This window comes from Kribbella sp. NPDC020701, from assembly GCF_055562215.1.
Genome location: NZ_JBVHFT010000005.1, coordinates 348,470 through 370,801 on the forward strand (window position 1 = coordinate 348,470; position 22,332 = coordinate 370,801).

The 22,332-nt window shown below is 68.5% G+C and carries 19 protein-coding genes; 9 read left to right on the forward strand and 10 right to left on the reverse strand.

All coding sequences use genetic code 11. The features are described 5' to 3' along the window. Nucleotide 1: 1 nt before the first annotated feature. From ACZ3HV_RS14745 to ACZ3HV_RS14760, 4 genes are read right to left on the reverse strand one after another with little or no spacing between them, the layout of a single operon-like run. Nucleotides 2–811 carry a hypothetical protein gene (locus ACZ3HV_RS14745; protein WP_465684476.1) on the reverse strand — a complete coding sequence of 270 codons (810 nt, stop codon included), beginning with the start codon at nt 809–811 and terminating at the stop codon, nt 2–4. Further along, nucleotides 805–1,950, reverse strand: a complete 1,146-nt coding sequence (dgoD, locus tag ACZ3HV_RS14750; protein WP_465684478.1) for a galactonate dehydratase — start codon at nt 1,948–1,950, stop codon at nt 805–807. Before dgoD ends, ACZ3HV_RS14745 begins: the two co-directional genes overlap by 7 nt. After that, the gene (locus tag ACZ3HV_RS14755) at nt 1,947–2,687 is read right to left on the reverse strand and encodes a FadR/GntR family transcriptional regulator (RefSeq protein ID WP_360366080.1); all 741 of its coding nucleotides are present in this window, start codon (nt 2,685–2,687) and stop codon (nt 1,947–1,949) included. Before ACZ3HV_RS14755 ends, dgoD begins: the two co-directional genes overlap by 4 nt. After that, on the reverse strand, nt 2,684–3,406 hold the full coding sequence (locus tag ACZ3HV_RS14760; protein WP_465684480.1) for an SDR family NAD(P)-dependent oxidoreductase: 723 nt from the start codon (nt 3,404–3,406) through the stop codon (nt 2,684–2,686). The genes ACZ3HV_RS14755 and ACZ3HV_RS14760 overlap by 4 nt, the downstream gene beginning before the upstream one ends. A 220-nt stretch (nt 3,407–3,626) precedes the next feature. Between ACZ3HV_RS14760 and ACZ3HV_RS14765 the strand changes: the two genes are divergently transcribed. From ACZ3HV_RS14765 to ACZ3HV_RS14785, 5 genes are read left to right on the forward strand one after another with little or no spacing between them, the layout of a single operon-like run. Next, on the forward strand, nt 3,627–4,910 hold the full coding sequence (locus ACZ3HV_RS14765; RefSeq protein WP_465684482.1) for an ABC transporter substrate-binding protein: 1,284 nt from the start codon (nt 3,627–3,629) through the stop codon (nt 4,908–4,910). Next, nucleotides 4,907–5,857 (forward strand): carbohydrate ABC transporter permease, encoded by a 951-nt coding sequence (locus ACZ3HV_RS14770; RefSeq protein WP_360366086.1) that lies wholly within the window; start codon nt 4,907–4,909, stop codon nt 5,855–5,857. The genes ACZ3HV_RS14765 and ACZ3HV_RS14770 overlap by 4 nt, the downstream gene beginning before the upstream one ends. Continuing rightward, a complete protein-coding gene (locus ACZ3HV_RS14775) occupies nt 5,854–6,675 on the forward strand; it encodes a carbohydrate ABC transporter permease (RefSeq protein ID WP_465684484.1) in 822 nt (273 codons plus the stop codon). The genes ACZ3HV_RS14770 and ACZ3HV_RS14775 overlap by 4 nt, the downstream gene beginning before the upstream one ends. After that, entirely contained in the window at nt 6,672–8,624 is a 1,953-nt protein-coding gene (locus ACZ3HV_RS14780; protein WP_465684486.1) for an alpha-galactosidase, read from the forward strand. Before ACZ3HV_RS14775 ends, ACZ3HV_RS14780 begins: the two co-directional genes overlap by 4 nt. A gap of 32 nt (nt 8,625–8,656) precedes the next feature. Next, entirely contained in the window at nt 8,657–10,717 is a 2,061-nt protein-coding gene (locus ACZ3HV_RS14785) for an NPCBM/NEW2 domain-containing protein (RefSeq protein WP_465684488.1), read from the forward strand. A 49-nt stretch (nt 10,718–10,766) separates the two neighbouring features. On the opposite strand, the gene ACZ3HV_RS14790 is transcribed toward ACZ3HV_RS14785, so the two are convergent. Continuing rightward, nucleotides 10,767–12,362 (reverse strand): beta-N-acetylhexosaminidase, encoded by a 1,596-nt coding sequence (locus ACZ3HV_RS14790; protein ID WP_465684490.1) that lies wholly within the window; start codon nt 12,360–12,362, stop codon nt 10,767–10,769. 158 nt (nt 12,363–12,520) lie between these two features. Here ACZ3HV_RS14790 and ACZ3HV_RS14795 point away from each other — a divergent pair, with 158 nt between their 5' ends. Then, entirely contained in the window at nt 12,521–14,314 is a 1,794-nt protein-coding gene (locus tag ACZ3HV_RS14795; protein ID WP_465684492.1) for a bifunctional metallophosphatase/5'-nucleotidase, read from the forward strand. A 17-nt stretch (nt 14,315–14,331) separates the two neighbouring features. Next, nucleotides 14,332–15,888 carry an alpha/beta hydrolase gene (locus ACZ3HV_RS14800; protein WP_465684494.1) on the forward strand — a complete coding sequence of 519 codons (1,557 nt, stop codon included), beginning with the start codon at nt 14,332–14,334 and terminating at the stop codon, nt 15,886–15,888. Here ACZ3HV_RS14800 and ACZ3HV_RS14805 read toward each other — a convergent pair whose 3' ends face one another. Together ACZ3HV_RS14805 and ACZ3HV_RS14810 are read right to left on the reverse strand one after the other, a co-directional pair. Further along, nucleotides 15,889–16,458, reverse strand: coding sequence for an OsmC family protein (locus ACZ3HV_RS14805; protein WP_465684495.1), 570 nt, complete (start codon nt 16,456–16,458; stop codon nt 15,889–15,891). 13 nt (nt 16,459–16,471) lie between these two features. After that, entirely contained in the window at nt 16,472–17,641 is a 1,170-nt protein-coding gene (locus tag ACZ3HV_RS14810; protein ID WP_465684497.1) for an NAD(P)/FAD-dependent oxidoreductase, read from the reverse strand. A gap of 152 nt (nt 17,642–17,793) precedes the next feature. Here ACZ3HV_RS14810 and ACZ3HV_RS14815 point away from each other — a divergent pair, with 152 nt between their 5' ends. Together ACZ3HV_RS14815 and ACZ3HV_RS14820 are read left to right on the forward strand one after the other, a co-directional pair. Further along, the gene (locus ACZ3HV_RS14815; protein WP_465684499.1) at nt 17,794–18,471 is read left to right on the forward strand and encodes an AzlC family ABC transporter permease; all 678 of its coding nucleotides are present in this window, start codon (nt 17,794–17,796) and stop codon (nt 18,469–18,471) included. After that, nucleotides 18,468–18,785 (forward strand): AzlD domain-containing protein, encoded by a 318-nt coding sequence (locus ACZ3HV_RS14820; protein WP_465684501.1) that lies wholly within the window; start codon nt 18,468–18,470, stop codon nt 18,783–18,785. The genes ACZ3HV_RS14815 and ACZ3HV_RS14820 overlap by 4 nt, the downstream gene beginning before the upstream one ends. A gap of 100 nt (nt 18,786–18,885) precedes the next feature. Here ACZ3HV_RS14820 and ACZ3HV_RS14825 read toward each other — a convergent pair whose 3' ends face one another. Genes ACZ3HV_RS14825 through ACZ3HV_RS14835 form a run of 3 tightly spaced genes read right to left on the reverse strand, consistent with a single transcriptional unit; the run spans nt 18,886 to nt 22,327 of the window. After that, a complete protein-coding gene (locus ACZ3HV_RS14825; RefSeq protein WP_465684503.1) occupies nt 18,886–20,283 on the reverse strand; it encodes a GH1 family beta-glucosidase in 1,398 nt (465 codons plus the stop codon). 2 nt (nt 20,284–20,285) lie between these two features. Continuing rightward, nucleotides 20,286–21,302 (reverse strand): ABC transporter ATP-binding protein, encoded by a 1,017-nt coding sequence (locus tag ACZ3HV_RS14830; RefSeq protein ID WP_465684505.1) that lies wholly within the window; start codon nt 21,300–21,302, stop codon nt 20,286–20,288. Continuing rightward, nucleotides 21,299–22,327: an ABC transporter permease gene (locus ACZ3HV_RS14835; protein ID WP_465684507.1), complete on the reverse strand. Its 1,029-nt coding sequence runs from the start codon at nt 22,325–22,327 to the stop codon at nt 21,299–21,301. The genes ACZ3HV_RS14830 and ACZ3HV_RS14835 overlap by 4 nt, the downstream gene beginning before the upstream one ends. Between the last annotated feature and the right edge of the window lie 5 nt (nt 22,328–22,332).

The following is a 22,332-nucleotide window of genomic DNA, read 5'->3' on the forward strand; positions in this document are numbered from 1 at the left end:
ATCACACTGGCCTGGCGGAGACGGTCAGCCGCCAGGCCAGCTCACCGTTGGCGGGCACCACCGCGGCATCATCCGGTCCCGCGGAGGCCAGGTCGAACACCCGGCCGAGCATCGGCTCCACCCCGAGACTCCGGTACGGCGCTTCGTCCGGGAAGCCACCCAGGTTGCGCCAGAACGCCGTGGAGACTGGTTGCCCAGGGCAACTCAAAGTCAGGGTGAGCTCGGCTCCACGGTCCCGGACCGAGATGGTCGGGCAGTCGACCAAGACCCCACCGACCGCGCTCCCGTCGGACGGCCCGTAGGTGGTCAAGTCGAGTGGGGTCGGCCACGGGGTGGCGACCCAAGGTGCGTCGTCAGGCCAGGTCCAGGGCAACAACGGAGCGGCCTCCGGGTAGAGGCGGCAGATAGTCCCACCAGGCACCGAGAGAGTGGTGCCGACGGCGCAGTCGAGGAGGGCGTGGGCAGCCCAGATGAAACGGAAGCCGGCCGGTGCTTGCAGCCGATAGTCGACGGTAACGGTGTCCGTGCCGGGGGTGAAGGCCCGAGTCAGGATCGCGTCGTCATACGTGACGGTAGTGTCCCAGGGCTGGTTCCACAGGCCGCCGTGGTCAGGTGCGCCGCGGACGGTGGGGAAGCACTCGTCGAGACCGCCGGCGTCGATGAAGGTCGCGAGGCCGGCACGTGGTCCGGCGAGCAAGCCAGGTCCGGCCCAAAGCCATTCGCGGCCGGCCAGCCACAGGGACGTCCATCGACCCCCGTCAGTGGGGTCGATGGTCACGACACGGCCGGCTGCGGCTTGCTCGGTCACCATTCGGCGAAGGAGCCGTCTTCGTGGGTCCAGACCGGGTTGCGCCAGGCATGACCGGTCTTGTCGGCGGCCCGGACGGCGGCCTCGTCGACCGTGATTCCCAAGCCAGGCAGGGGATTCCACTCGGCGTGGCCGTCGACCCAGGCGAACGGTGCCGGGTCGGCGACGTACGACGTGAGGTCGCTGGTCAGGTTGTAATGGATGCCGCGACTCTGCTCCTGGATCAGGAAGTTCGGCGTCGCGAACGACACCTGCAGACTCGCCGCCAGCGAGATCGGGCCGAGCGGACAGTGCGGCGCCAGCATCGCGCCGTGCGTGTCAGCCAGTACGGCGATCCGCCGCAGCTCGGAGATCCCGCCCGCATGCGACACGTCGGGCTGGACGACCGCGACGCCGGCGTCGAGCGGCGCCACGAATTCGGAGCGGTGGTAGAGCCGCTCGCCGAGCGCGACCGGAACCGTCGAGGTGCTGACGACTTCCGCCAGGTGGGTCATGTGCTCGGGCAGCACCGGCTCTTCGACGAAGAAAGGCTGCAGGTCCTCGACGGCGTGCAGGATCCGGCGCGCGCCGGCTACTCCGACCCGGCCATGCAGGTCGATGGCCACGTCGCGGTCGTTGCCGAGGGCCTCCCGGGCGGCGGCCAGCCGGGCGACGATGTCGTTGATCTCGGCAAGAGACGGCGACGGCTGGATCCGGCCGCTGCCGTTCATCTTCACCGCGGTCATCCCGGCGGCGACCTGTTCCGCGACGGCGTCCCCGACCTCGGCCGGCTCGTCGCCACCCACCCACGAGTACACGCGCACCCGGTCGCGCACCCGTCCACCGAGCAGTGCCGCGACGGGAGCGCCGTACACCTTGCCGGCGATGTCCCACAGCGCGTGGTCCAGCCCGGCGACGGCACTACTCAGCACCGGACCGCCGCGGTAGAAGCCGCCCTTGGTCAGGACCTGCCAGTGCCGCTCGATCTGCAACGGATCCTGGCCGATCAGGTACTCCGACAGGACGTCGATCGCGGTCCGGACGAGCTCGGCCCGGCCCTCGACCACGGGCTCGCCCCAGCCGACGACGCCGTCGCTGGTCTCGATCCGGCAGAACAGCCAGCGCGGTGGGACCAGGAATGTCTCGATCCGCTCGATCTTCACCGGCGCCGTCCACGGGAGGAACCGCGAACCTCGGTCAGGTCCTCCGCGGCCTTGGCCAGCAGCTCTCGCATCGCCTGCTCGGCGGCGACGGAGTCGTGCGCCCGGATGGCGTCGAGCACGCGGCGGTGGCTCGGTATCGGGTCGTCCGACGGCTTCACCTTGTGCACCAGCCGGTCGCGATCGGCGAGCCCGGTCTCCATGATCACTTCCATCTTCGTCAGCAGTTCGTTGCCCGTTGCCGCCAGCAACGCCCGGTGGAACGCGAGGTCCGCGGCCGCCGCGGCGAGGTTGTCACCCGCGGACTCCATCGCTGCGAGCGCCTCGTCGAGTGCCGCGAGGTCTGCGTCGTCGGATCGCAGCGCGGCCAGCCGGGCGGCGGCCGGTTCGACGATCCCGCGCACCTCGTGCAGCTCCTCGAGCAACTCGGGCCGGGCGTCGGCGTCCTTGAAGTGCCAGCGGATCATGTCCGCGTCGAGCAGGTTCCAGTCCGAGCGCGGGCGGACGAACGTGCCCCGCTTCTGTCGCGCGTCGACGAGGCCTTTCGCGGTCAGGACCTTCAACGCCTCCCGGACCGCGGTCAGGCTGACCCCGAGGTCGGACTGCAGCTCGGTCACGTTGATGGTCGCGCCCTCCGGGATCTGCCCGGACAAGATCCGCTCGGCCATCACCTCCACGATCTGCCCGTGCAGCCCTCGCGACACCCCGCGCTGAATCCCCGTCACACCGTTCTCCCTCATGCAGAGTCCTTCGCCGCGGACCATCCGCCGTCGACCACCAGGCTGGCGGCGGTCACGTACGACGCCTCCGCCGACAACAAGAACGCGACCACCTGAGCCACCTCGTCCGGCTGCCCGAGTCGCCCGATCGCCGTCGCCCGTGCACTCTGCTCCCGGCCCTCGGCGTCGACGCGGTCCCACATCGCGGTCTCGATCGGACCTGGAAGCACGGTGTTCACCCGGATCGAGCCGCCGTACTCGACGGCCAGCTGGCGGCCGAGGGCGACCAGCGCGCCCTTCGTCGCCGCGTACGCCGGATGCCCGGGCAGGCCCGCGAGAGCGTGCACCGACGACATCAGTACGACGGATCCCGCGGCGGCCGCCAGGTCGTCGTACAGCGCCTGGAACCCCAGAAACGCGGCGGTCAGGTTGACGTCGAGCTGTCGTTGCCAGGACAGCGGCGACAGCTCGTGGGCCGGCTTCACGTCGGCGAAGCCCGCGTTGCTGACGAGTCCGTCGATCGGGCCGAGCTCGTCGCGAACGCGGGACCGCACCTCGGCCCAGGTGTCCGGCGCCGAGACATCACCCAGTACGGCGATCGCCCGGCCGGGGACCTCCTTGGACGGCTGGACGTCGACCTGCACCACCGAGGCGCCCTCGGTCAGGAACCGCTCCACACAGGCAGCACCGATTCCCGACGCCGCGCCGGTCACCACGATCACCCGCCCACCCAGCCGCACCCGCCACTCCTCCCACGCCGACTCCCACCCAAGCACGTGCGGCGGAGCGTTCCAACGATGAACGAGGCACCAGTTGACCGTGACGTCGCTGTCGCGTCAAGCGATTTGCTCGTAATTTACGAATTAATATTGACACCTGGGGCCGCTCGCCGCAAGATCGTCGGCAACAAGGACCACTCACTCGACTGGCATGACCGTCGAGTCGATCTCAGGAGTTGGCATGACGGGTCTGGCAGCAGATCGGCGGACATTCCTCAAGGGACTCGGAGCGCTCGGGGCGGTTGCCCTGGTGCCCGGGTGCGCGACCTCGACGAAGAGTCCCGGCAGCGGTAGCGCGGCGACTGGTGAGCTCGCGCTGCAGTCGAACCTCTCCAGCGAGCAGGCCAAGGCCGCGATGGAGAAGCTCGTTGCTGCGTACAACAAAACCGGCGGGTCCCAGGTCAAGCTGAACACGGTCGCGTCGGAGATCTTCCGGACCCAGCTGCCGACGTACCTGACCTCGGCGAACCCGCCGGACGTCTACACCTGGTACGCCGGCTCCGTCGCGGACTCGTACGCGAAGAAGGACCTGCTGCTCGACGTGACGAGCGTGTGGGACGGCATGACGAACTACCCGAAGTCGATGCAGACGCTGTCCACGAGCAGCGCCGGGCAGAAGATCTTCGTGCCGACCAGCTACTACTGGTGGGGCATGTTCTACCGCAAGTCGAACTTCGCCAAGTGGGGCGTGACGCCGCCGAAGACCTGGGACGAGTTCGTGGCCGTCTGCAAGACCATCCAGAGCAAGGGCATCCCGCCGATCGGGATCGGTCTCGGCGACACCCCGTGGGTCGCGTCGGCGTGGTTCGACTACCTGAACATCCGGATCAACGGTGCGCCGTTCCACCGCCAGTTGCTCGCCGGCGAGGGCCGTTTCGACGACCCGAAGGTGAAGGCGGTCTTCACCAAGTGGCGCGAGGCACTGCCGTACTTCGACCCGAAGGGCAAGTCGTTCCCGTTCCAGGAGGCGACGTCGGCGCTGCTGGCCGGCAAGACCGGGATGTTCCTGATCGGCACGTTCTTCGCCGACTCGGCACCGAAGGACGCGCTGGACGACATCGACTTCTTCCAGTTCCCGATCATCGACCCCGCCGTACCGGTGGCTGAGGAAGCGCCGACGGACGGGTACTTCGCGTCCAAGAAGGCGAAGGATCCCGACGGCGTGAAGAAGTTCATGACCTGGCTGGCGACGCCGGAGGCGCAGGAGATCTACGTACAGAGCTCGTCCGGTACGGCGATTCCCGCGAACCCGGACGGCAGGTCGGCCGACACCCCGCTGGTGAACAAGGGCAAGGCGATGATCGAGAGGGCGGCCGAGCTGACCCAATTCTTCAACCGCGACTCCAGCGACGCCCTCCAGCCGACGGCCGACGCCGCCCTCACCAAATTCCTCGACAAGCCGGACCAGATCGACCAGATCCTGAAGGACTGGCAAGCCGCCGCAGAAAAGGTTTTCAAGGCGTGACTTCCACCTTGACAGAGACGGCTCCCGGCCGGTCCGCACCACGGGCCGGCGGGGGTGCGTCCCGCCGTACCAAGAACTCCGGGCCGCGCCGGGTGTCGCCGCTGATCCTGGCGTTTGTGCTCGTGCCGTTCCTGATCGAGGCCGTGTGGGTGTTCTGGCCGGCGATGCAGGGGTTCTGGCTGTCGCTGACGAGTTGGGACGGGTTGTCGGCGCCTCGGTTCGTGGGGTTCGGCAACTTCGGGGACATGGTGTCGGATCCGATCTTCCGGACCGCGCTGAAGAACACGGCGATCTGGCTGGTGTTGTTCGGTGGGCTGAGTGTGGTCGGCGGGTTCGGAATGGCGCTGCTGTTGCAGAAGGAGCGCCGTGGCGTCGGTATCTACCGGGCCGCGCTGTTCACCCCGGTGGTGTTCTCGCTGGTCGTCACCGCGCTGATCTGGCGGGTGTTCTACCAGCCGGATGGACTTGTCGACACGGTGTTCCGATCCGTTGGCTTGGGCAACTTCATCCGGCCGTGGCTCGCCGATCCCGACACCGCCCTGTACGCCGTCATCGTGCCGGCGCTGTGGCGCCAGATCGGGTACGTGATGGTGCTGTACCTGGCCGGTCTGAAGGCCGTCGACCCGGCGCTGTACGAAGCCGCGAAGGTGGACGGCGCCTCGGCCTGGCAGCGGACCAGATACGTCACGATCCCGCAGCTCAAAGGCGTGAACTCCGTTGTGCTGTCGGTGATCGTGATCGACTCGCTGCGGTCCTTCGACATCGTCTGGTCGATGACGAGGGGCGGTCCGTACCACTCGTCGGAGCTACTCAGCACCTACATGTACTCGACCGCGTTCCAATCCACCCAGCTGGGCTACGCGTCCGCGCTGGCCGTGGTGATCTTCCTGCTCGCCCTGGCCGTGATCCTCGGCTACCTGATCCGCGCCTTCCGGGAGGAATCGTGAACCGGCTCAAGACGTCGGGCTACCACCTGGCGATGGGGCTCGTCTCGTTCCTGTGGATCGCGCCGATCCTGTGGGTGATCGTGATCTCGTTCCGCAGCTTCGACGACGTCGCCGCGAACGGGCTCGGGTCGTTGCCGCACTCGTTCACGTTCTCGACGTACAAGTCGGCGTGGGAGGACGCGGACGAGTTCCGGGCGTTGATCAACAGCCTGCTGGTGACGATTCCGGCGGTGCTCCTCAGTCTGGGGCTGGCGTCGATCGCGGCGTACGGGCTGGCGCGGTACAACATCCCGTTCCGGCGGACGGTGTTGCTGCTCATGCTGATGGGGAACCTGCTGCCGCCGCAGATCCTGCTGATCCCGATCTCGCGGTTCGTGGAACTGATCGGGTACTACGACACGCTCGTCGCACTCATCGCCGTGCATGTCGGGTTCGGGCTCGGGTTCTACACGTTCGTACTACACGGGTTCATGCGGGATCTGCCGCGGGAGATCCAGGAGGCGGCGACGATCGACGGTGCCGGTCCGGGGAAGATCTACTCGGCCGTGATCCTGCCGCTGACCCGGCCGGCACTGGCCGCGCTCGGTGCGTTGTCGTTCACGTGGATCTTCAACGATCTGCTCTGGTCGATCACGGTGATCCGCTCCGGCGAGAAGATGCCGGTCACCCCGGCGTTGCTGGGTCTTCAGGGTCTCTTCGTCTCTTCGTGGAACGTGATCGCGGCCGGCACGGTCATCGCCGCTGTCCCCACGGTCGCCGTGTTCCTCCGCTTCCAGAAACACTTCGTCGGCGGGCTGGCGATCGGAGCCGTCAAGTGAAGACGTGGACTCTCCGCGGCACCACCACGTCGTACGTCGTCGGTGTCCCGGACCACAACCAGTGGGCCCAGTTGGTTGCCTGGGGCCCGCACGCCGTCGCCGACGGTCCGTCCACCGTCGCGCCGGTCGGCACCGAACACTTCCTCCCACGAGCCGACGTAGAACCCCTCGAGTACGCCGTCCGCGGCGTCCGCTACGCGGCACCCGTGGACCTGGTGGTGAGCGGCCCCGACGGGGAACAACTGGAGCTGACGTTCGTGGATGAGGTGCGAGCAACTCGCCTCGTCCTGCACTACCGGATGGTGGGGGATGTGGTGGAGCGATGGGTCTCCGTGCACAACGACGGGGACGACGAGCTCACCTTGCATCGGCATGACTCCGCCGGGTTCGTGGTGCCTCGGGGCAACACCGTCATGTACTTGTGGGGTGAGTGGAACAGCGAGTTCCAGCAGTCCGAAGTGGTCTTGGAGCGCGGCAGCTTCACGATCGGGAGTGCGCAGGGGATCACCGGGCACTCCTACTCACCGTTCCTGGCGGTCGACGACGACGGTACGGCGTACGGTGTGCAGCTGGCGTGGTCCGGATCGTGGGAGATGACTGCGGACGTCGACACCACCGGGGTCCTGCGGATCCAAGCCGGTCGGGTCTCGTCGAGCTTCGGGACGAAGCTCGCACCGGGGGAGACGTGGGTGTCTCCGAAGGCGGTCGGGGCTTGTAGCTCGGAGGGATCCGACGGACTGGCGAGGGCCTTCCACGACTACGAACGCGCACTGTCGAGAAGCCTCACGCCGAAGGTGCTGTACAACTCCTGGTTCGCGACCGAGTTCGACATCCGCGCCGAGCATCAGCTCGAACTGGCCCGGCGCGCGGCGAGCATCGGCGTCGAGACGTTCGTAGTGGACGACGGGTGGTTCGTCGGGCGCTCGGACGACACCGGCGGCCTGGGAGACTGGTACGTCGACCCAGCCAAGTTCCCCGATGGCCTCGACACCTTCATCGGGCAACTCGAGGACATCGGGCTCGACTTCGGGTTGTGGGTGGAGCCGGAGTCGGTGAGCCCCTCGTCCGAGTTGGCCGCCGAGCATCCGGACTGGATCCTGCGCACCCCCGGCCGCGAACCCGTCCAGATTCGCAACCAACTGCTCCTCGACCTGAGTCGCGACGACGTCGCTGACTTCATCTGGACCACGCTGGACCGACTCCTGTCGTCGTACCAGATCACGTATCTGAAATGGGACGCCAACCGGCCGCGGCTCGACAGCGGGAACCAGCGCCGGGATCTCGACGGACGCGTGGTCGCCAACTTGTACGCGATCCTCGACCGGGTCCGAGCCGAACACCCAGGTGTGTACGTCGAGGGATGCGCAGGCGGCGGCGCACGGGTCGACCTCGGGATGGCGGCGCGGGTCGACACGCTCTGGCCGAGCGACAATACGGCCCCGCTGGATCGGCTCAGGATCCAGCGCGGCTTCCGGACCGGCTTCGCGCCGCACCTGATGAGCTCCTGGGTGACCGATGCCGTCGGCACCCACGACGGGCGCGACCGGTCCCTCGACTTCCGCTTCCACGTCGCGATGGCCGGCGTACTCGGCATCGGCGCGGACCTGTCGCGCTGGACCGACGACCAGCTCGCGACGGCGACGCGACACATCGAGCAATACAAGGGCTTCCGTGACTTGATTGCCAAGAGCAAGGTCTACGGACTCGAGGCCGGCGTGCAGTACGTCGGTACGACGCGGTCCGTGGTGTTCCTGTGGGAGACGGGTGACGGCAACGTGCGCGGGACGTTGCCGACCAGGCCGCGACGTGTGCCGCTCGTCCAGCTGGATCCCGCGAAGAACTACCGGGTGGGAGACGAGGTCCACCCGGGCAGCTATCTGCTGCAGGTCGGCGTCCGCTGGGACGGCTCGACCGACTCGAACTGCCTGGTCGTCGAAGCACTCGACTGACCGTTCCGCTCAACGGCAGCAAAGGACAACAGATGAAGCGACTCCTCGGTGGGGTGATCGCGGCGGTCCTGGTGACCGCTTCACTTGCCACCACAACAACCTCAGCCACGGCCACTCCGGCCGCGGCGCCCGTGCTCAGCCCCACGCCGTACATGGGCTGGAACACCTACTACGGCCTCGGCGGTGACTTCACCGAGGACACGATCAAGTCGGTCGCCGACTCGCTGGTGAGCCGCGGGCTGGCCAAGGCCGGCTACGACATCGTCTGGCTCGACGGTGGCTGGCAGGCCGACCAATCGCGGAGCGCGGCCGGTGACCTGGTCCCGAACCCGGCCAAGTTCCCGAACGGTCTCAAGCCGCTCGTGGACTACATCCACAGCAAGGGCCTGAAGGCCGGTATCTACACCGACGCGGGACCGTACATCCCGGGCAAGTGCGGTCTCGGCAGCGGCGGCTACTACCAGCGTGACGCGGACCAGTTCGCCGCGTGGGGCTTCGACGCGGTCAAGGTCGACTACCTGTGCGGCATCGCGGCCGACCTGGACCCGAAGACGGTGTTCACCGAGTTCGCCCAGGCACTGCGGAACAACGCGAGCCACCGGCCGATGATCTTCAACCTCTGCAACCCGGTCACCTCGCCGGACTGGGGCAACTACCCGGAATCGCAGCAGTCGATCAACTCCTGGTCGTACGCGCCGGGGATCGCCCAGTCGTGGCGGACCTACACCGATGTCGGCTTCCAGGGCGACATCAAGTTCAAGGACGTCCTGCGCAACTACGACGCGAACGCGCGGCACCCCGAGGTCGTCAAACCGGGTGCGTTCAGCGACCCCGACTACCTCGCGCCTGAGCTCGGCATGACCGACGAGGAGTTCCGTACCCAGTTCACACTGTGGGCCGTTGCCGCGGCGCCGCTGATGGTCGGCAGCGACATCCGCAAACTCAGTACGACGACGATCGGCATGCTGACCGATCCCGACGTACTCGCGATCAACCAAGACCGGGCCGCGGTTCAGGCTGTCCGGGTCGGTGCCGCGGGGACGACGGAAACCTGGGTGAAGCGGCTCGCCGACGGCAGTCGTGCCGTCGTGCTGCTCAACCGTGGCGACAGCGCGAAGACACTCACCACGACGGCGGCCGCGGTCGGTCTGCAGGGATCGCGCTTCACGCTGAAGAACGCGTGGACGAACAAGGTGACCGAGAGCGCCGGAACGATCAGCGCGGCCGTTCCGGCACACGGTACGGCGCTGTTCCGGGTCCAGCCGGCTACCGGCGTCCCGGGGATCCCGCATGTCACGGCGGGCATCCCGCAGGTGACCGAGGTCGGCACCGATGCACAGCCTGAGGGCGTGGCGCCGGTGGTTGCCGGCGGCGACGAGTTGACCGTGCAGGTTGCCGTCCGCAACGACGGGCTGCTGCCCGTGCTCGAGCCGGCCGTGACGCTGGCCGGTGGCACCGGGTGGACCGTCACCCCGTTGTCGAAGGCCCCGATTTTGTTGGCCGGAGGCAAGGAGGCGACATTCGCCTTCACCGTGAAGCTCGTCGCCGGGGCCGCGCCCGGAACCGCGAGTCTCACCGCGTCGACGTCGTACCAGGCGATCGGGTACGGCGTGCAGCGGCAGACGACCGTGTCACCGGTCGTGGTCGCGCCGGCGCCGCCGGCCGGGACCGTCCCGCTCTCGCACCACGAGTGGATCACCGCGACCAGCGGCTGGATGTCGCCGACCGTGGACGAGAGCGTCGGCGGGGGCAACCCGATCAAGCTCGTCGGGCAGACGTACCCGACCGGGATCGGCGTCGCGTCACCGTCGCTGATTCGCTACTACCTGGGGAAGTCCTGCACCCGGCTGACCGGGGTCGTCGGGATCGACGATGTGGTGAGCAACGTCGGGCCGGATGGCGGGACGGCGACGTTCCAGGTGGTCGGTGACGGCAAGGTGCTGTTCGACAGCGGCGTCGTCGACCGGTTCACCCCGAAGCAGGTCGACGTGGACCTGACCGGCGTACGTGTCCTCGACCTGGTCGTCGGTGACGCGGGCGACGGTGGGTACAACGACCGCGCCGACTGGGCGGCTCCGACCGCTACCTGCTGAGTTCTTCTGAGGAGGGGCAGGCCGGCGATCGGTCTGCCCTTCACCAGAGCTAGGTCCAATCGATCTCGACCGACTTGAACCAGGTCCATTCGCGGCTGCGCCAAGTGGGGGACTGGTGCGACAGGCGGGTGGCGTAATCCGGCCAGGCGGTGGGGGTCGGGGACCAGGCTTTCTCGGCGGCACCGGGGAGGCGGGGGAGGAGCATGAACTCGAGGTCTTCTTGGCTGGTGATGGTTTCGCACCAGATGGCGGCTTCCACGCCGGCGATCTGGGTGTCGGAAGTGACTTCCGGGGTGACCTCGAGCGGGTCCCAGTCGATGCCGCCGCGGATTGACACCGGCGTATAGAAGGGGAGACCGACACGCTGTCGCAGCTCTTCCTGGGCAGGGTCGGAGGACGGCTCCGCGTGCGGGCAGTCGAAGTAGAGGCGACTCGTAGGCGACATGATCAGGCGGGATCCGTGGGCGATCGCCCGAGGGACATCCTGCGCAGCTTTCTTCATGTGCTCAACCAGGACCGGCAACAGGTCCGAGGGCACCATCGAGCTGGCGTCACCGTCGAGCGACTCGAGCTGGCGCGGCTCCAGCCAGTACTGCACGACCTCGTCGGAGCTGATAGCAGCTCGGGCGATCTCCTGCCACCCCACCACCCGCTTCCCGCGCTCGCGAACGAGTGCGGCGGCCCGCTCCACGAACGCCGCGTGCGCCTCATCCGGCATCCCCCACGCCTCGTCCCCACCGATGTGCACATACGCGCTCTGCGGGAACTGCGGAATGACCGCATCCAGCACATCCTCGACGAACGCCCAGATCTCCGGCCGCTCCGGTTCGAAGGTATTGAGCGGGATGCTGGTTCCATCACCGAGATCGACCGACCGCAGCTCGGCCGGAGCCAGCTCGGGGTACGCGCTGAACACCGCGGTCGTGTGCCCGGGCATATCGATCTCCGGGACCACCGTCACGAACCGCTCGGCGGCGTACGCAACCAGCTCCGCCAGCTCGTCCCGGGTGAAGTAGCCGCCCGCCCGGTCGCCAACCGCGCCCTTCGCTCCGACCTCGGTCAGCATCGGTCGCGACGGCACCTCGACCCGCCACCCCTGGTCATCGGTGAGGTGAAGGTGCAGCACGTTGAGCTTGTACAGCGAGAGCATGTCGATGACCCGGCGAACCTCGTCGGGTGCGTGGAACGTTCGTACGACGTCCAGCGACAACCCACGCCACGCAAAACGGGGCCCGTCGATGATGCGGGTGGTCGGCAGGACCGCCGTACCGTCGTGCGCGTGCGCAGCGATGAGCTGCCGGAGCGTGGTCAGCCCGCGATGCACGCCCTCCGCCGTAGCACCCCAGACGCGTACGCCGTCGCCGGCGACCTCGAGCCCGTAGCGTTCGTCGGCGTCCTCGTTGCCGTCGGCCCGCAGGCCCGCGACGGGCGCGACTTCCTCGAGGCCGGCCGTGTCGATCATGACCGTGATACCGGACTTGCCGGCGAGCGTGAACCCGGCGTCGGCCTGGACGTCGTCGACGAAGCGTGCGGCAACCTCGATCAGCTCGGCAGGCTGGGCGACGACCCCGACAGTCTCGTCGACGACGAATGTGCCGTCGTCACCGAACGTCCGGGCGGGGGCAGGAATCAGCGGGAGATTCATGACCTGAGTCTGCGGCACGAGGGGCCTTCAGCGGCAGGTCGAGCCTGGCGGATTCTTTCTGACTTTTCTGACTCGCCGTTTGGTAGTGACATCGCGTTCATCGTGGGGCAGTCTCATCCTGTCGGGAACTGCTTGTTTGGAGACTAAAGGAGACATTTGTGCGCAAAGTCAGCCGCCCCCGCGCCCTCGCCGCCGGTCTCGCGGCGATCGTGACGACAAGCCTGGCACCAGCGATCGCCCAGGCCGCCAACCCATCCCAGCCTGATCACGCCGCCGCCGCGGTGCCGGTGCAGCTGGTGTCGATCACCGACTTCCACGGCTACCTCCGCCCGCCGTCGCCGGCCGACGGCGGAACCATCGCCGGCCCCGACGGGACCGCCCAGGTCGTCGGCGGAGCGGCGTACCTGGCGACCCACCTGAAGAGCATCCGAGCGGGCAAGCAGAACTCGATCTTCTTCGCCGACGGCGACAACTTCTCCGGCTGGCCGTTCGAGGTGGACGCGCACGCCGACGAGCCGACGATCGAGGTGCTGAACGCGCTCGGCGTCGAGTTCTCCAGCGTCGGCAACCACGAGCTGGACGTGTCGAAGAGCTTCCTCGTAGACCACATGACCGAGGGCAAATGCTTCGGCCAGGTCGGCGTCGACAGCTGCTTCACCGACTCGACCGGCCGCCGCTTCCACGGCGCGGACTTCGAGTTCCAGTCGGCCAACATCGTCGATGCCAAGGGCCGTACGATCGTCGCCCCGTACACGATCCGCTGGGTCCGGGACCACGGCCGCGCGTACCCGATCGGCTTCATCGGAATGACTGTCCCCGATACGCCGGTCGGCTCCACGTCGTACCAGCCGGACCTGAAGGCGCTCGACACGGTCGAGTCGGCGAACCGGGCCGCGGCCGAGCTGACCCGAAAGGGTGTGAAGGCGATCGTGCTGAACATGCACGACGGCGGTACCGACGCGTCGGCGACGTACGGCAACTGCGTCAACCCGACCGGACCCGCCATCGACCTGGCTCGCCAGGTGACGCCGCAGATCGACGCGATCGTCACCGGGCACTGGCATGCCGCGTTCAACTGCAGCATCCCGGACCCGGACGGCAACCCGCGCCCGGTGGTCGAGGCCGCGAACCACGGCCGGCTGATCAACGAGATCAACCTCCAGCTCGACGGCAAGACCGGTGAGGTACTGCGCGACCGGACGACCTCGACCAACCACGCCGTTACCCGCGACGTGACGCCGGACCCGAAGATCCAGGGGATCGTCGACTACTGGGCAGCCGCCGGGAACCGCAAGTACGCCGAACCCGTCGCGACCGTCACCGGCGACTTCACCCGGACGGCGAACGCGGTTGGCGAAAGTACCCTGGCCGACCTCGCCGCCGACGTACACCTGTGGACCGCCCGGCAGAACGGAGGACACGCGGACCTCGGCGTCATCGCGGCCAAACCCGCCACCGGGTCGACCGCGCTGCGCGGCGACCTCCTCGTTGCCAACAGCAACAAGCCGGGCGACGCCGACGGCCGGGTGCTGCTTGGTGAGTCGTGGGACGCGTACGGCTACGGCAACCCGGTCCTGACCGTCAGCCTCACCGGTGCCCAGTTGGACGCCGTCCTCGAGCAGCAGTGGCAGACGCAGACCAACGGCACCGTGAAGTTCGCGCCACTGGCCATTTCCGGCAACGTCACCTACGCCTTCGACGCGAGCCGCCCGGTAGGTGACCGCATCGATCCCGCCGACGTGAAGATCGACGGCGCCGCGCTCGACCCTGCCAAGACCTACCGCGTCGCGGCCCTCGCCTACACCGTCATCGGCGCCGACGGCTACTCAGCCTTCAAGAGCTACACCAACCCGGTCCGCAACAACACCGACCACGAAACCTTCGCCGCCTACCTGAAGGCCCACAAGACCCTCACCCCGGCGCCCCTCGACCGCGTGACGCAGAAGGGCTGACGCGGCATAGTCGACATGTGGTACTCGCGTTCGACGACGATCTGGAGTTCGATCCCGCCTTGTTCGAGGTACGGCGGGGTGGCGTTGCGGTGCCGCTGGAGCCGCAAGCGTTCGACGTACTCGCGTATCTCGTCTCGCACCGTGACCGGGTGGTTCCGAAAGAGGAACTGATGGACGGGATCTGGGGCGGCCGTTTCGTCAGCGAGACGGCCGTCACCAGCCGGATCAAGCAGATCCGGCGGGCGCTCGGCGACGACGGCCACAGTCAGCGGATGATCAAGACTCTGCACGGCCGGGGCTACCGATTCGTCGCCCCGGTCGAGGCGCGGGCGGTGCTGCGGGCGACCGAGCCGATCCGCTACACCGTCAGCGACGGCCTGCACATCGCCTACCAGGTGACCGGTGGTGGTCCGCTCGACATCGTGCTGATCTCCGGTTTCGTCTCGCACCTCGAGCTCGACTGGGGCGATCCCCGGCACGCACTTTTCCTGCATCGGCTGGGGTCGTTCGGTCGGCTGATCCGGTTCGACAAGCGCGGCACCGGGATGTCCGACCGTCCGTCAGGTCTGCCGGATATCGAGACGCGGATGCACGACGTACTGTCCGTGATGGATGCCGTCGGCTCCCAGCGGGCGGTGCTCGTCGGGTACTCCGAGGGTGGCCCGATGGCGATCCTGTGCGCGGCGGCCCACCCCGAACGCGTCGCCGGGCTCGTGCTGTACGGCACCTGGGCGAAGCGGATCTGGTCCGAGGACTATCCGTGGGCGCAGAAGCAGGAGGTGCGGGAGGCCTACACCGACCTGCTCGTGAACAAGTGGGACTGGGAGGCCGACATGCGGCTGCGCTGCCCGTCGGCCGACGTACCGATGCAGCGGTGGTGGGCGCAGCGCATGCGGGCGTCCGCGACGCCTTCCACCGTACGGGCGTTGATGGACATGAACTCGCTCGTCGACGTCCGGGACGCGCTGCCGGCGGTCCGGGTTCCGACGCTGGTGCTGCACCGGGTCGGCGATGCGCTCATCGACGTCGGCGGATCGCGGTACATCGCCGAGCACATCCCCGGCGCACGGCTGGAGCTGCTCGAAGGCGACGACCACTTCGTGTCCGGTAACCCGGACCAGATCCTCGACCCGATCGAGCGCTTCGTGCGCGACCTGCCGGGACCCGCCGGTCGTGCGGTCGCCCTGGCTGCCGTCGCCGCGCCGGCCGGCCCAGGAGCCGGCGACCTCACCGCCGGCCTGGTCGCGGCCAGAGGACGCCGGCGCTCCGGTCCGGGCGGGCGGCCGGTGGTGCTGTTCGACGGTCCGGCGACTGCCGTCCGGGCCGGGCTCGCTCAGGTCCACAGCACCGACAAGCTCGGTGTCGCGATCGCGGAGGTCCCCGGCGACGAGACCGAGCTCGACGCGTACGGCGTACAGGTCGCGATCGCACTGGCCGACCAGGCGGCGCCGGGATCGTTGTGGCTGACGTCGGCGGTGCGCGATCTGCTCGCCGGCTCCGGTGTCATGACCGAGTTCGCCGGCGAGCAGGTGATCGGTGGCGCGGAGCCACAGGCGGTGTTCCGCGCCCTGTGATCAGGCGGTGGCGACGTCGATCGACACCGGGACGCCATGGGTGATCACGTCGTACACGGCTGATCGGTTGCGCGACTGCATGACCAGGGCGGCCAGCTTCTCCGCCTCGGCGTCGCCCTTGACGTGGAAGACGACCCGGATCGCTTCGTACCCGTTGCGGACGTCCGGGTCGAGGCCGAGGATGCCGAGCAGGTTGATGTCACCCTCGACGGTCGAGGTGACCTCTTCGAGGTTGATCCCGCGGGCCGCGGCGATGTTCGCCAGGCCGCTGGTGAGGCAGGCGGCCAGCGCGTGCAGCAGGTGCTCGGCCGGCGTCGGGCCGTTGTCGCCACCGACGAGTACCGGCGGGTGGTCGGCGTCGAAGGTGAAGTCCGCCGGACGCATGTTCTCCTGTCCGGCTCCGTAGAACCCGTTGATCGTGCCACGGTTGTGCGTTCCGCTGATCCACCGGTTGGTGGCGCGGAACTGGAACCGGGCGATCTCCGGCTGGGCCTTGACGGCGTCGAGGGTCGCGAACAACGTGGCGGTGTCGACCCCGTTGCGGCGGCCGTCGGTCGTGGTTGCGGTCATGATGCTCTTCCCTTCAAGCGGCGAGAGTTGCGGTGAGTCCTGGAAACGAGGCCAACGCGTCGGCCTCACGTTCGAGTGCGTCGCTGAGCTGGAGTTGCAGCTCCACGAAGCGGTTCGGCGGTGGGAAGGCGGTCAGCGCGCGGGTCAGGTCGAACACCTCACACCCCATCGCGTCGCGGGTCTCCTGGTACGACGCCATCGCGGCCTGCTCGCCCGATGGGTCGCGGAGGCTGTGGTCGATCGCGGTCGCCAGCAGTTCGGCGTCCCGGAACGCGTCGGTGATGCCGTGCCCGGTGATCGGGTCCCGGTGGTAGCCGGCGTCGCCGACGAGTGCCCATCCCGGGCCGTGGGCCTGGCGACGGTAGTTCCGCAGATTCGCGGTGCCGCGCAGCCGCGCCTTGATGCGGCCGGCGCGGACCCGGCGCCCGAGGTCGGGTACCAGGAGTTCGAGCTGTTCGACGAAGGCCGCCGTACGCGCGGTGCCGGCGATCCGGATCGGCTCCAGCAGGGGAGTCGGGCGGATCAGCCAGACGCAGGCCTCGCCGTCGTTGGTCGGGAAGACGCCGGCGAACGCATCCCGTGCGATGTGGAACTCGTACGTGTCCGGGCTGAGGCCGGTCACGTACGTGTAGAAGACCGCGCACGGGGAGGTGAACTCCTCGAGTGTCCCGGCGCCGAGGAAACCGGCCATCCGTGACCCGCGACCGTCCGCGCCGACGACCATGCGGGCGGGCAGTTCGACGCGGTCGCCGCCCGCGGAACGACCCTCGATTCCGGTGACCCGCCCGTCGTCCGACCGCAGTACGCCGGTCGCGGTCAGACCGGTCCGGAGCCGCGCGCCAGCTTCCGTCGCCGCATCGGCGAGGAGGCTGTCGAGAACCCGGCGACGTGGTGCGACGAGCGCGTCCACGCCGGCGCGCGGCTTGATCCGCCGTACCTTCGGCTCCCCCTCGATGTCGAAGCGTACGTGCGTGATCTCCGGGGCGCCGCCGGCGAGGACGCGATCGAGCAGTCCCCAACGGGACAGCTGGACGACGCCGCCGCGGATCAGTCCGTGCGTCGACAGCGTGTCGCTCGGCAGCCGCGTCTTGTCGACCAGGAGGACGTCGTGGCCTTGTCCCGCCAGCAACCTCGCGGTCGCCGCCCCGGCGCAGCGCGCTCCAACCACCACAACGTCGTACATCTCCTGCCCCCCATCTCCGATGAGACGACTCTGCGCGAGGTACACCGCGTGAAGCTTGGAGACAAGGTGGAGGATCCGATCACCACGAATCCTCCACATTTCCACCGCCCGGCCGCCAAGCCACCGGGTGCGGTCCCGCCGACCTTGGGACGATGGCGACTCTTCTCGACAGCCGGCCGCAAGCGCTGGCATTACGCGACGCGGCCTCGGTCGCGCTGGGCCTGGCCGCATTCGGGGTGACCCTCGGCGTGACGATCTCGGCGCTCGGCTTCGGCACGCTGCCCGGACTGGTCGGTGCGCCCGTGGTGTACGCCGGAAGTGCGCAACTGACTGCGGTCACGCTGGTCCAGCAGGGCGCAGGGCTGGCTGTGGTGGTGGCGTCGGCCGCAGTCGTGAATGCCCGAATGCTGTTGTACAGCGCGTCGTTGTCGCCGCGGTTCAGCGGACAGCCGTCCTGGTTCCGCTGGCTGGCGCCGCATTTCATCGTCGACCAGACCTATCTTCTGGCGAACGCCCGGCCCGATCTCGACCCGCGTGCTTTCCGGCGCTACTGGGGCTGCCTGGGATTCTTCGTGCTGGTCGTCTGGTCGTCGTCCGTCGCTACAGGGCTGGTCGTCGGCCCCGCGCTGCCGGAGATGCCGCATCTTGCCTTCGTCGGCACCGCGATGTTCCTGGGCCTGCTGGCGCCCCGGCTGACGAACCGCCCGGCCGTGGCTGCGGCGGTGACCGGAGGATCGGTGGCCGCGGTGGTCGGCTTGGTCCGGCCGGAGCTCGGCATCGTGGGTGGCGCGATGGCAGGCGTGCTGGCCGGATCGGCGGTCCGGCGATGACCGCGTTGGCGGCCATGGTGGCGCTGGGAGCAGTCAGCTGGCTGCTGCGCATCGCCTTCATCACGCTGCTGCCCGCCGACCGGCTGCCGGCCCGGCTCCAGGACGGACTCGAGTACCTCGCACCCGCGGTACTCGCGGCGATCGTGGCGGTGGAGCTCGTCGGACTGGCGCGTGACGCCGAGCCGCTGGATGCGATGGCCTTGGCCGCCGCGAGTGCCGCGATCGGTGTGGTCGCCTATCGCACCCGCAACCTGTCCCTCGCCTGCGCCCTCGGCGCCGCAGTCGTCCTCATCCTGGACTTCCTAACGGTGTGAGGGTGCCGGACCGCCAGGCCATCACAATCTCGGCTGAACCGCGGCCGACCGCTGCAGGGGCAGTCGGCGGACCGGTTGTGATGGCCTGGCGGTCCGCCTCTCACCGACCGCGGTGCCGCTGGGCGAGGTGTTTGAGGTAGAGGGCGCTCTGCTTGGGGGTGCGGGTTTGGGTTTCGTAGTCGACTCGGATGATGCCGAAGCGTTTGGCGTAGCCGTAGGCCCATTCGAAGTTGTCCATCAGGGACCAGGCGAGGTAGCCGCGGATGTCGGCGCCCTGGTGGATGGCTTCGGCGACGGCGGTGAGGTGGCTGGTGAAGTACGCCGTACGGTCGGTGTCGGCGACGTAGCCGTTCGAGTCGGGGACGTCGGCGAACGCGGAGCCGTTCTCGGTGATGACCATCGGGAGGCCGGGGTAGTCGCGGGCGATGCCGACGAGCAGGTCGGTGAAGCCTTCGGGGACGATCTCCCAGTCCATCGCGGTCCGCGGCTTGTCCAACGGGATGGTCCGGCTGACAGGCAACCCGTCCGCGTCCACCGTGCTGCCGTCCTCGGCGTACCCGGTGAACTTCTGCGAGAAGTAGTAATTCACCCCGAGCACGTCGATCGGCGCGGAGATCGTGTCCAGGTCGCCTTCGAGCACAGGCAGTTCGACACCCTCGTGCGCCAGGTCCGCAACGACGTCCGCGGGGTAGTGGCCGTGGACCAGGGGATCGAGGTAGATCCGCCGGCCCATCCCGTCCGCTCGCCGGGCCGCCTCGACGTCCGGCTCCGCGACCGAGGCCGGGTACGCCGTTGCCACGTTCAACGTGATGCCGATGTCGAGCTTCCGCGGTGACGCCTCACGCATCCGCTGCGTGGCCAGCCCGTGCCCGAGCAGCAGGTGGTGCACCGCTGACAGGGCCGCCGGGTACTCGCGTCGCCCGGGAGCGTGAGCGCCGTACGCGTACCCGAGCATCGCCGAGCACCACGGCTCGTTCAGCGTGGTCCAGGTGCCGACCCGATCCTTGAGCACGTCGAACACCAGCATCGAGTAGTCCGCGAACCGGTACGCCGTGTCGCGCACCGGCCAGCCGCCCGCGTCCTCGAGCTCCTGCGGCAGGTCCCAGTGGTACAGCGTCACCCACGGGTCGATGCCCTGGGCAAGCAGTTCGTCGACGAGCCGGTCGTAGAACCCGATCCCGGCCGGGTTCACCGGACCCTTGCCGCGCGGCTGGACCCGCGGCCACGCCACCGAGAACCGGTATGTGTCCAGCCCGAGCTCCTTGATCAAGGCAACATCGTCCGGCATCCGGTAGTAGTGGTCGCAGGCAACGTCGCCGGTGTCGCCGTTGTCGATCGCGCCCGGCGCGCGGCAGTAGGTGTCCCAGATCGACGGAGTCCGGCCATCGGCTTCGACGGCGCCCTCGATCTGGTACGCCGACGTCGCGACACCCCACCGGAACCCGGCCGGCAGGCTTGCAACGAGCTCGGCGTCCCCCGAGACGGAGATTGTGCTCATAGTCACCCTTCAGAGATGTAAGCCGGAGCCCGGCCGGGCAGCCAGCAGGCGACGGACCGGCTGGGATCATTGCGCGCCGACGGGATGCCCAGCAGCGGGATCTCCGCCGAGCAGCGGTCGAACGCGTGCGGGCAGCGCGGGTGGAACGAACAGCCCGACGGCATCCCGCGCAGGTCGGGTGGCGAACCCGGGATCCCGGCGAGCTCTTTGCGGACACCGCGCAGCGCCGGAAAGGACTTGAGGAGCCCTTCGCTGTAAGGGTGCAACGAGTCCTTGTAGAGATCGGCCGAACGTGCCTCCTCGACGATCCGGCCGCCGTACATGATCGCGATCCGGTCGGAGAACTCGACGAGCAACGACAGGTCGTGGGTGATGAACAGGACGGAGAACCCGAGCCGCTCACGCAACTCGACCAGCTGGGCCAGGATCTGCCGCTGCATCACCACGTCGAGCGCGGTGGTCGGCTCGTCCATGATCACGATCTGCGGTTCCAGTACGAGCGCCATCCCGATCATCACGCGTTGCCGCATGCCGCCGGACAGCTGGTGAGGGTACGCGTCCATCCGGTCGGCCGAGATGCCGACCAGCTTGAGCATCTCCTGGGCCCGGGCGACCCGGGCCTGCGCGCTCAGCTGGGGCTCGTGCGCCTTGATCACGTCGAGCATCTGGGTCGAGACCTTGTGGACCGGGTTCAGCGAGTTCATCGCGCCCTGGAAGACGATCGACGTCTCGGCCCAGCGGAACTTGCGCAGCTCCGGGTCCGTCAGCGCCATCACGTCGTACGCGTCCCCGCCCGGCGGGTGGTAGACGACCGAGCCGCCGCTGATCACGCCCGGAGGCGGCAGCAGTCGCGTCACGCCGTACGCGAGTGTCGACTTCCCGCTGCCGCTCTCGCCGGCCAGGCCGAGCACCTCGCCGCGATGCAGCGTCAGCGTGACATCGCGGACCGCCTGCACCGCCTCGTCGCCGAGGCCGTAGTCGACGTGGAAGTTCTTGATCTCCAGCACGGGCTCTTTCATGCCGCGTCCTCCTCGCGCCGTACGACGGGGGTCACGGGCGTGGCCTTGTCACCGAGCACCGGGGTGAAGCCGACTCGCATCCGGACCGAGTGACCGTCCTTGGTCTTCACCCGGGTGTGACCGCTGCTGCGCAACCGCGGGCTGACGAACTCGTCGATCCCGAAGTTGATCAGCGACAGCGCCGTACCGAGGATCGCGATCGCGAGGCCGGCCGGGACGAACCACCACCAGGCTCCCTGAGCCAGGGCCTGCTGGCTTTGCGCCCAGAACAGGATCGTGCCCCAGTTCCACTCCGAGATCGTCGAGATGCCGATGAAGGCCAGGGTGATCTCGGACATCACCGCGAAGATCACCGTGCCGACGAAGCCGGAGGCGATGATCGCGGTCAGGTTCGGCATGATCTCGGCGGTGATGATCCGCCAGGTACTCTCACCCGTCGCCCGCGCGGCCTCGACGTAGTCACGCCGCCGCAGCGACAGCGTCTGTGCCCGCAGCACCCGCGCACCCCACGCCCACGACGTGAAACCGATGACCAGGGCAACCATGAGATCGCCGGCCGAAGGGATCGTCGAGGCGACGATGATGATCAACGGCAGTGCCGGGATCACCAGGAACACGTTGGACAGCGCCGACAGGCTCTCGTCCGCGGCGCCGCCGAGGAAGCCCGCACTGACGCCGATCAGGATCGACAACGCGGTCGCCACGATGCCTGCCAGCAGGCCGACGAACATCACGCCGCGAGTGCCGACCAGGACCTGGCTGAAGATGTCCTGCCCCAGATGCGTGGTCCCGAACCAGTGCTCGCCGGACGGCGGCTGGATCAGGTCGCTGCTGCGGGCGGACGGGTCGTACGGCGCGATCCACGGGCCGATGATCGCGATCAGGCAGAAGAACCCGAGCACGATCAGGCCGGTCGCGGCCTTGGGGTTGGCGACGAACCGCAACCGGCGCCGCTTGGCCGGTGCCGCGGCGACCTCGGGACCTTCCGGCGTGACCGCGGTGATGGTGCTGGCTGGCGCTGACACGGTGA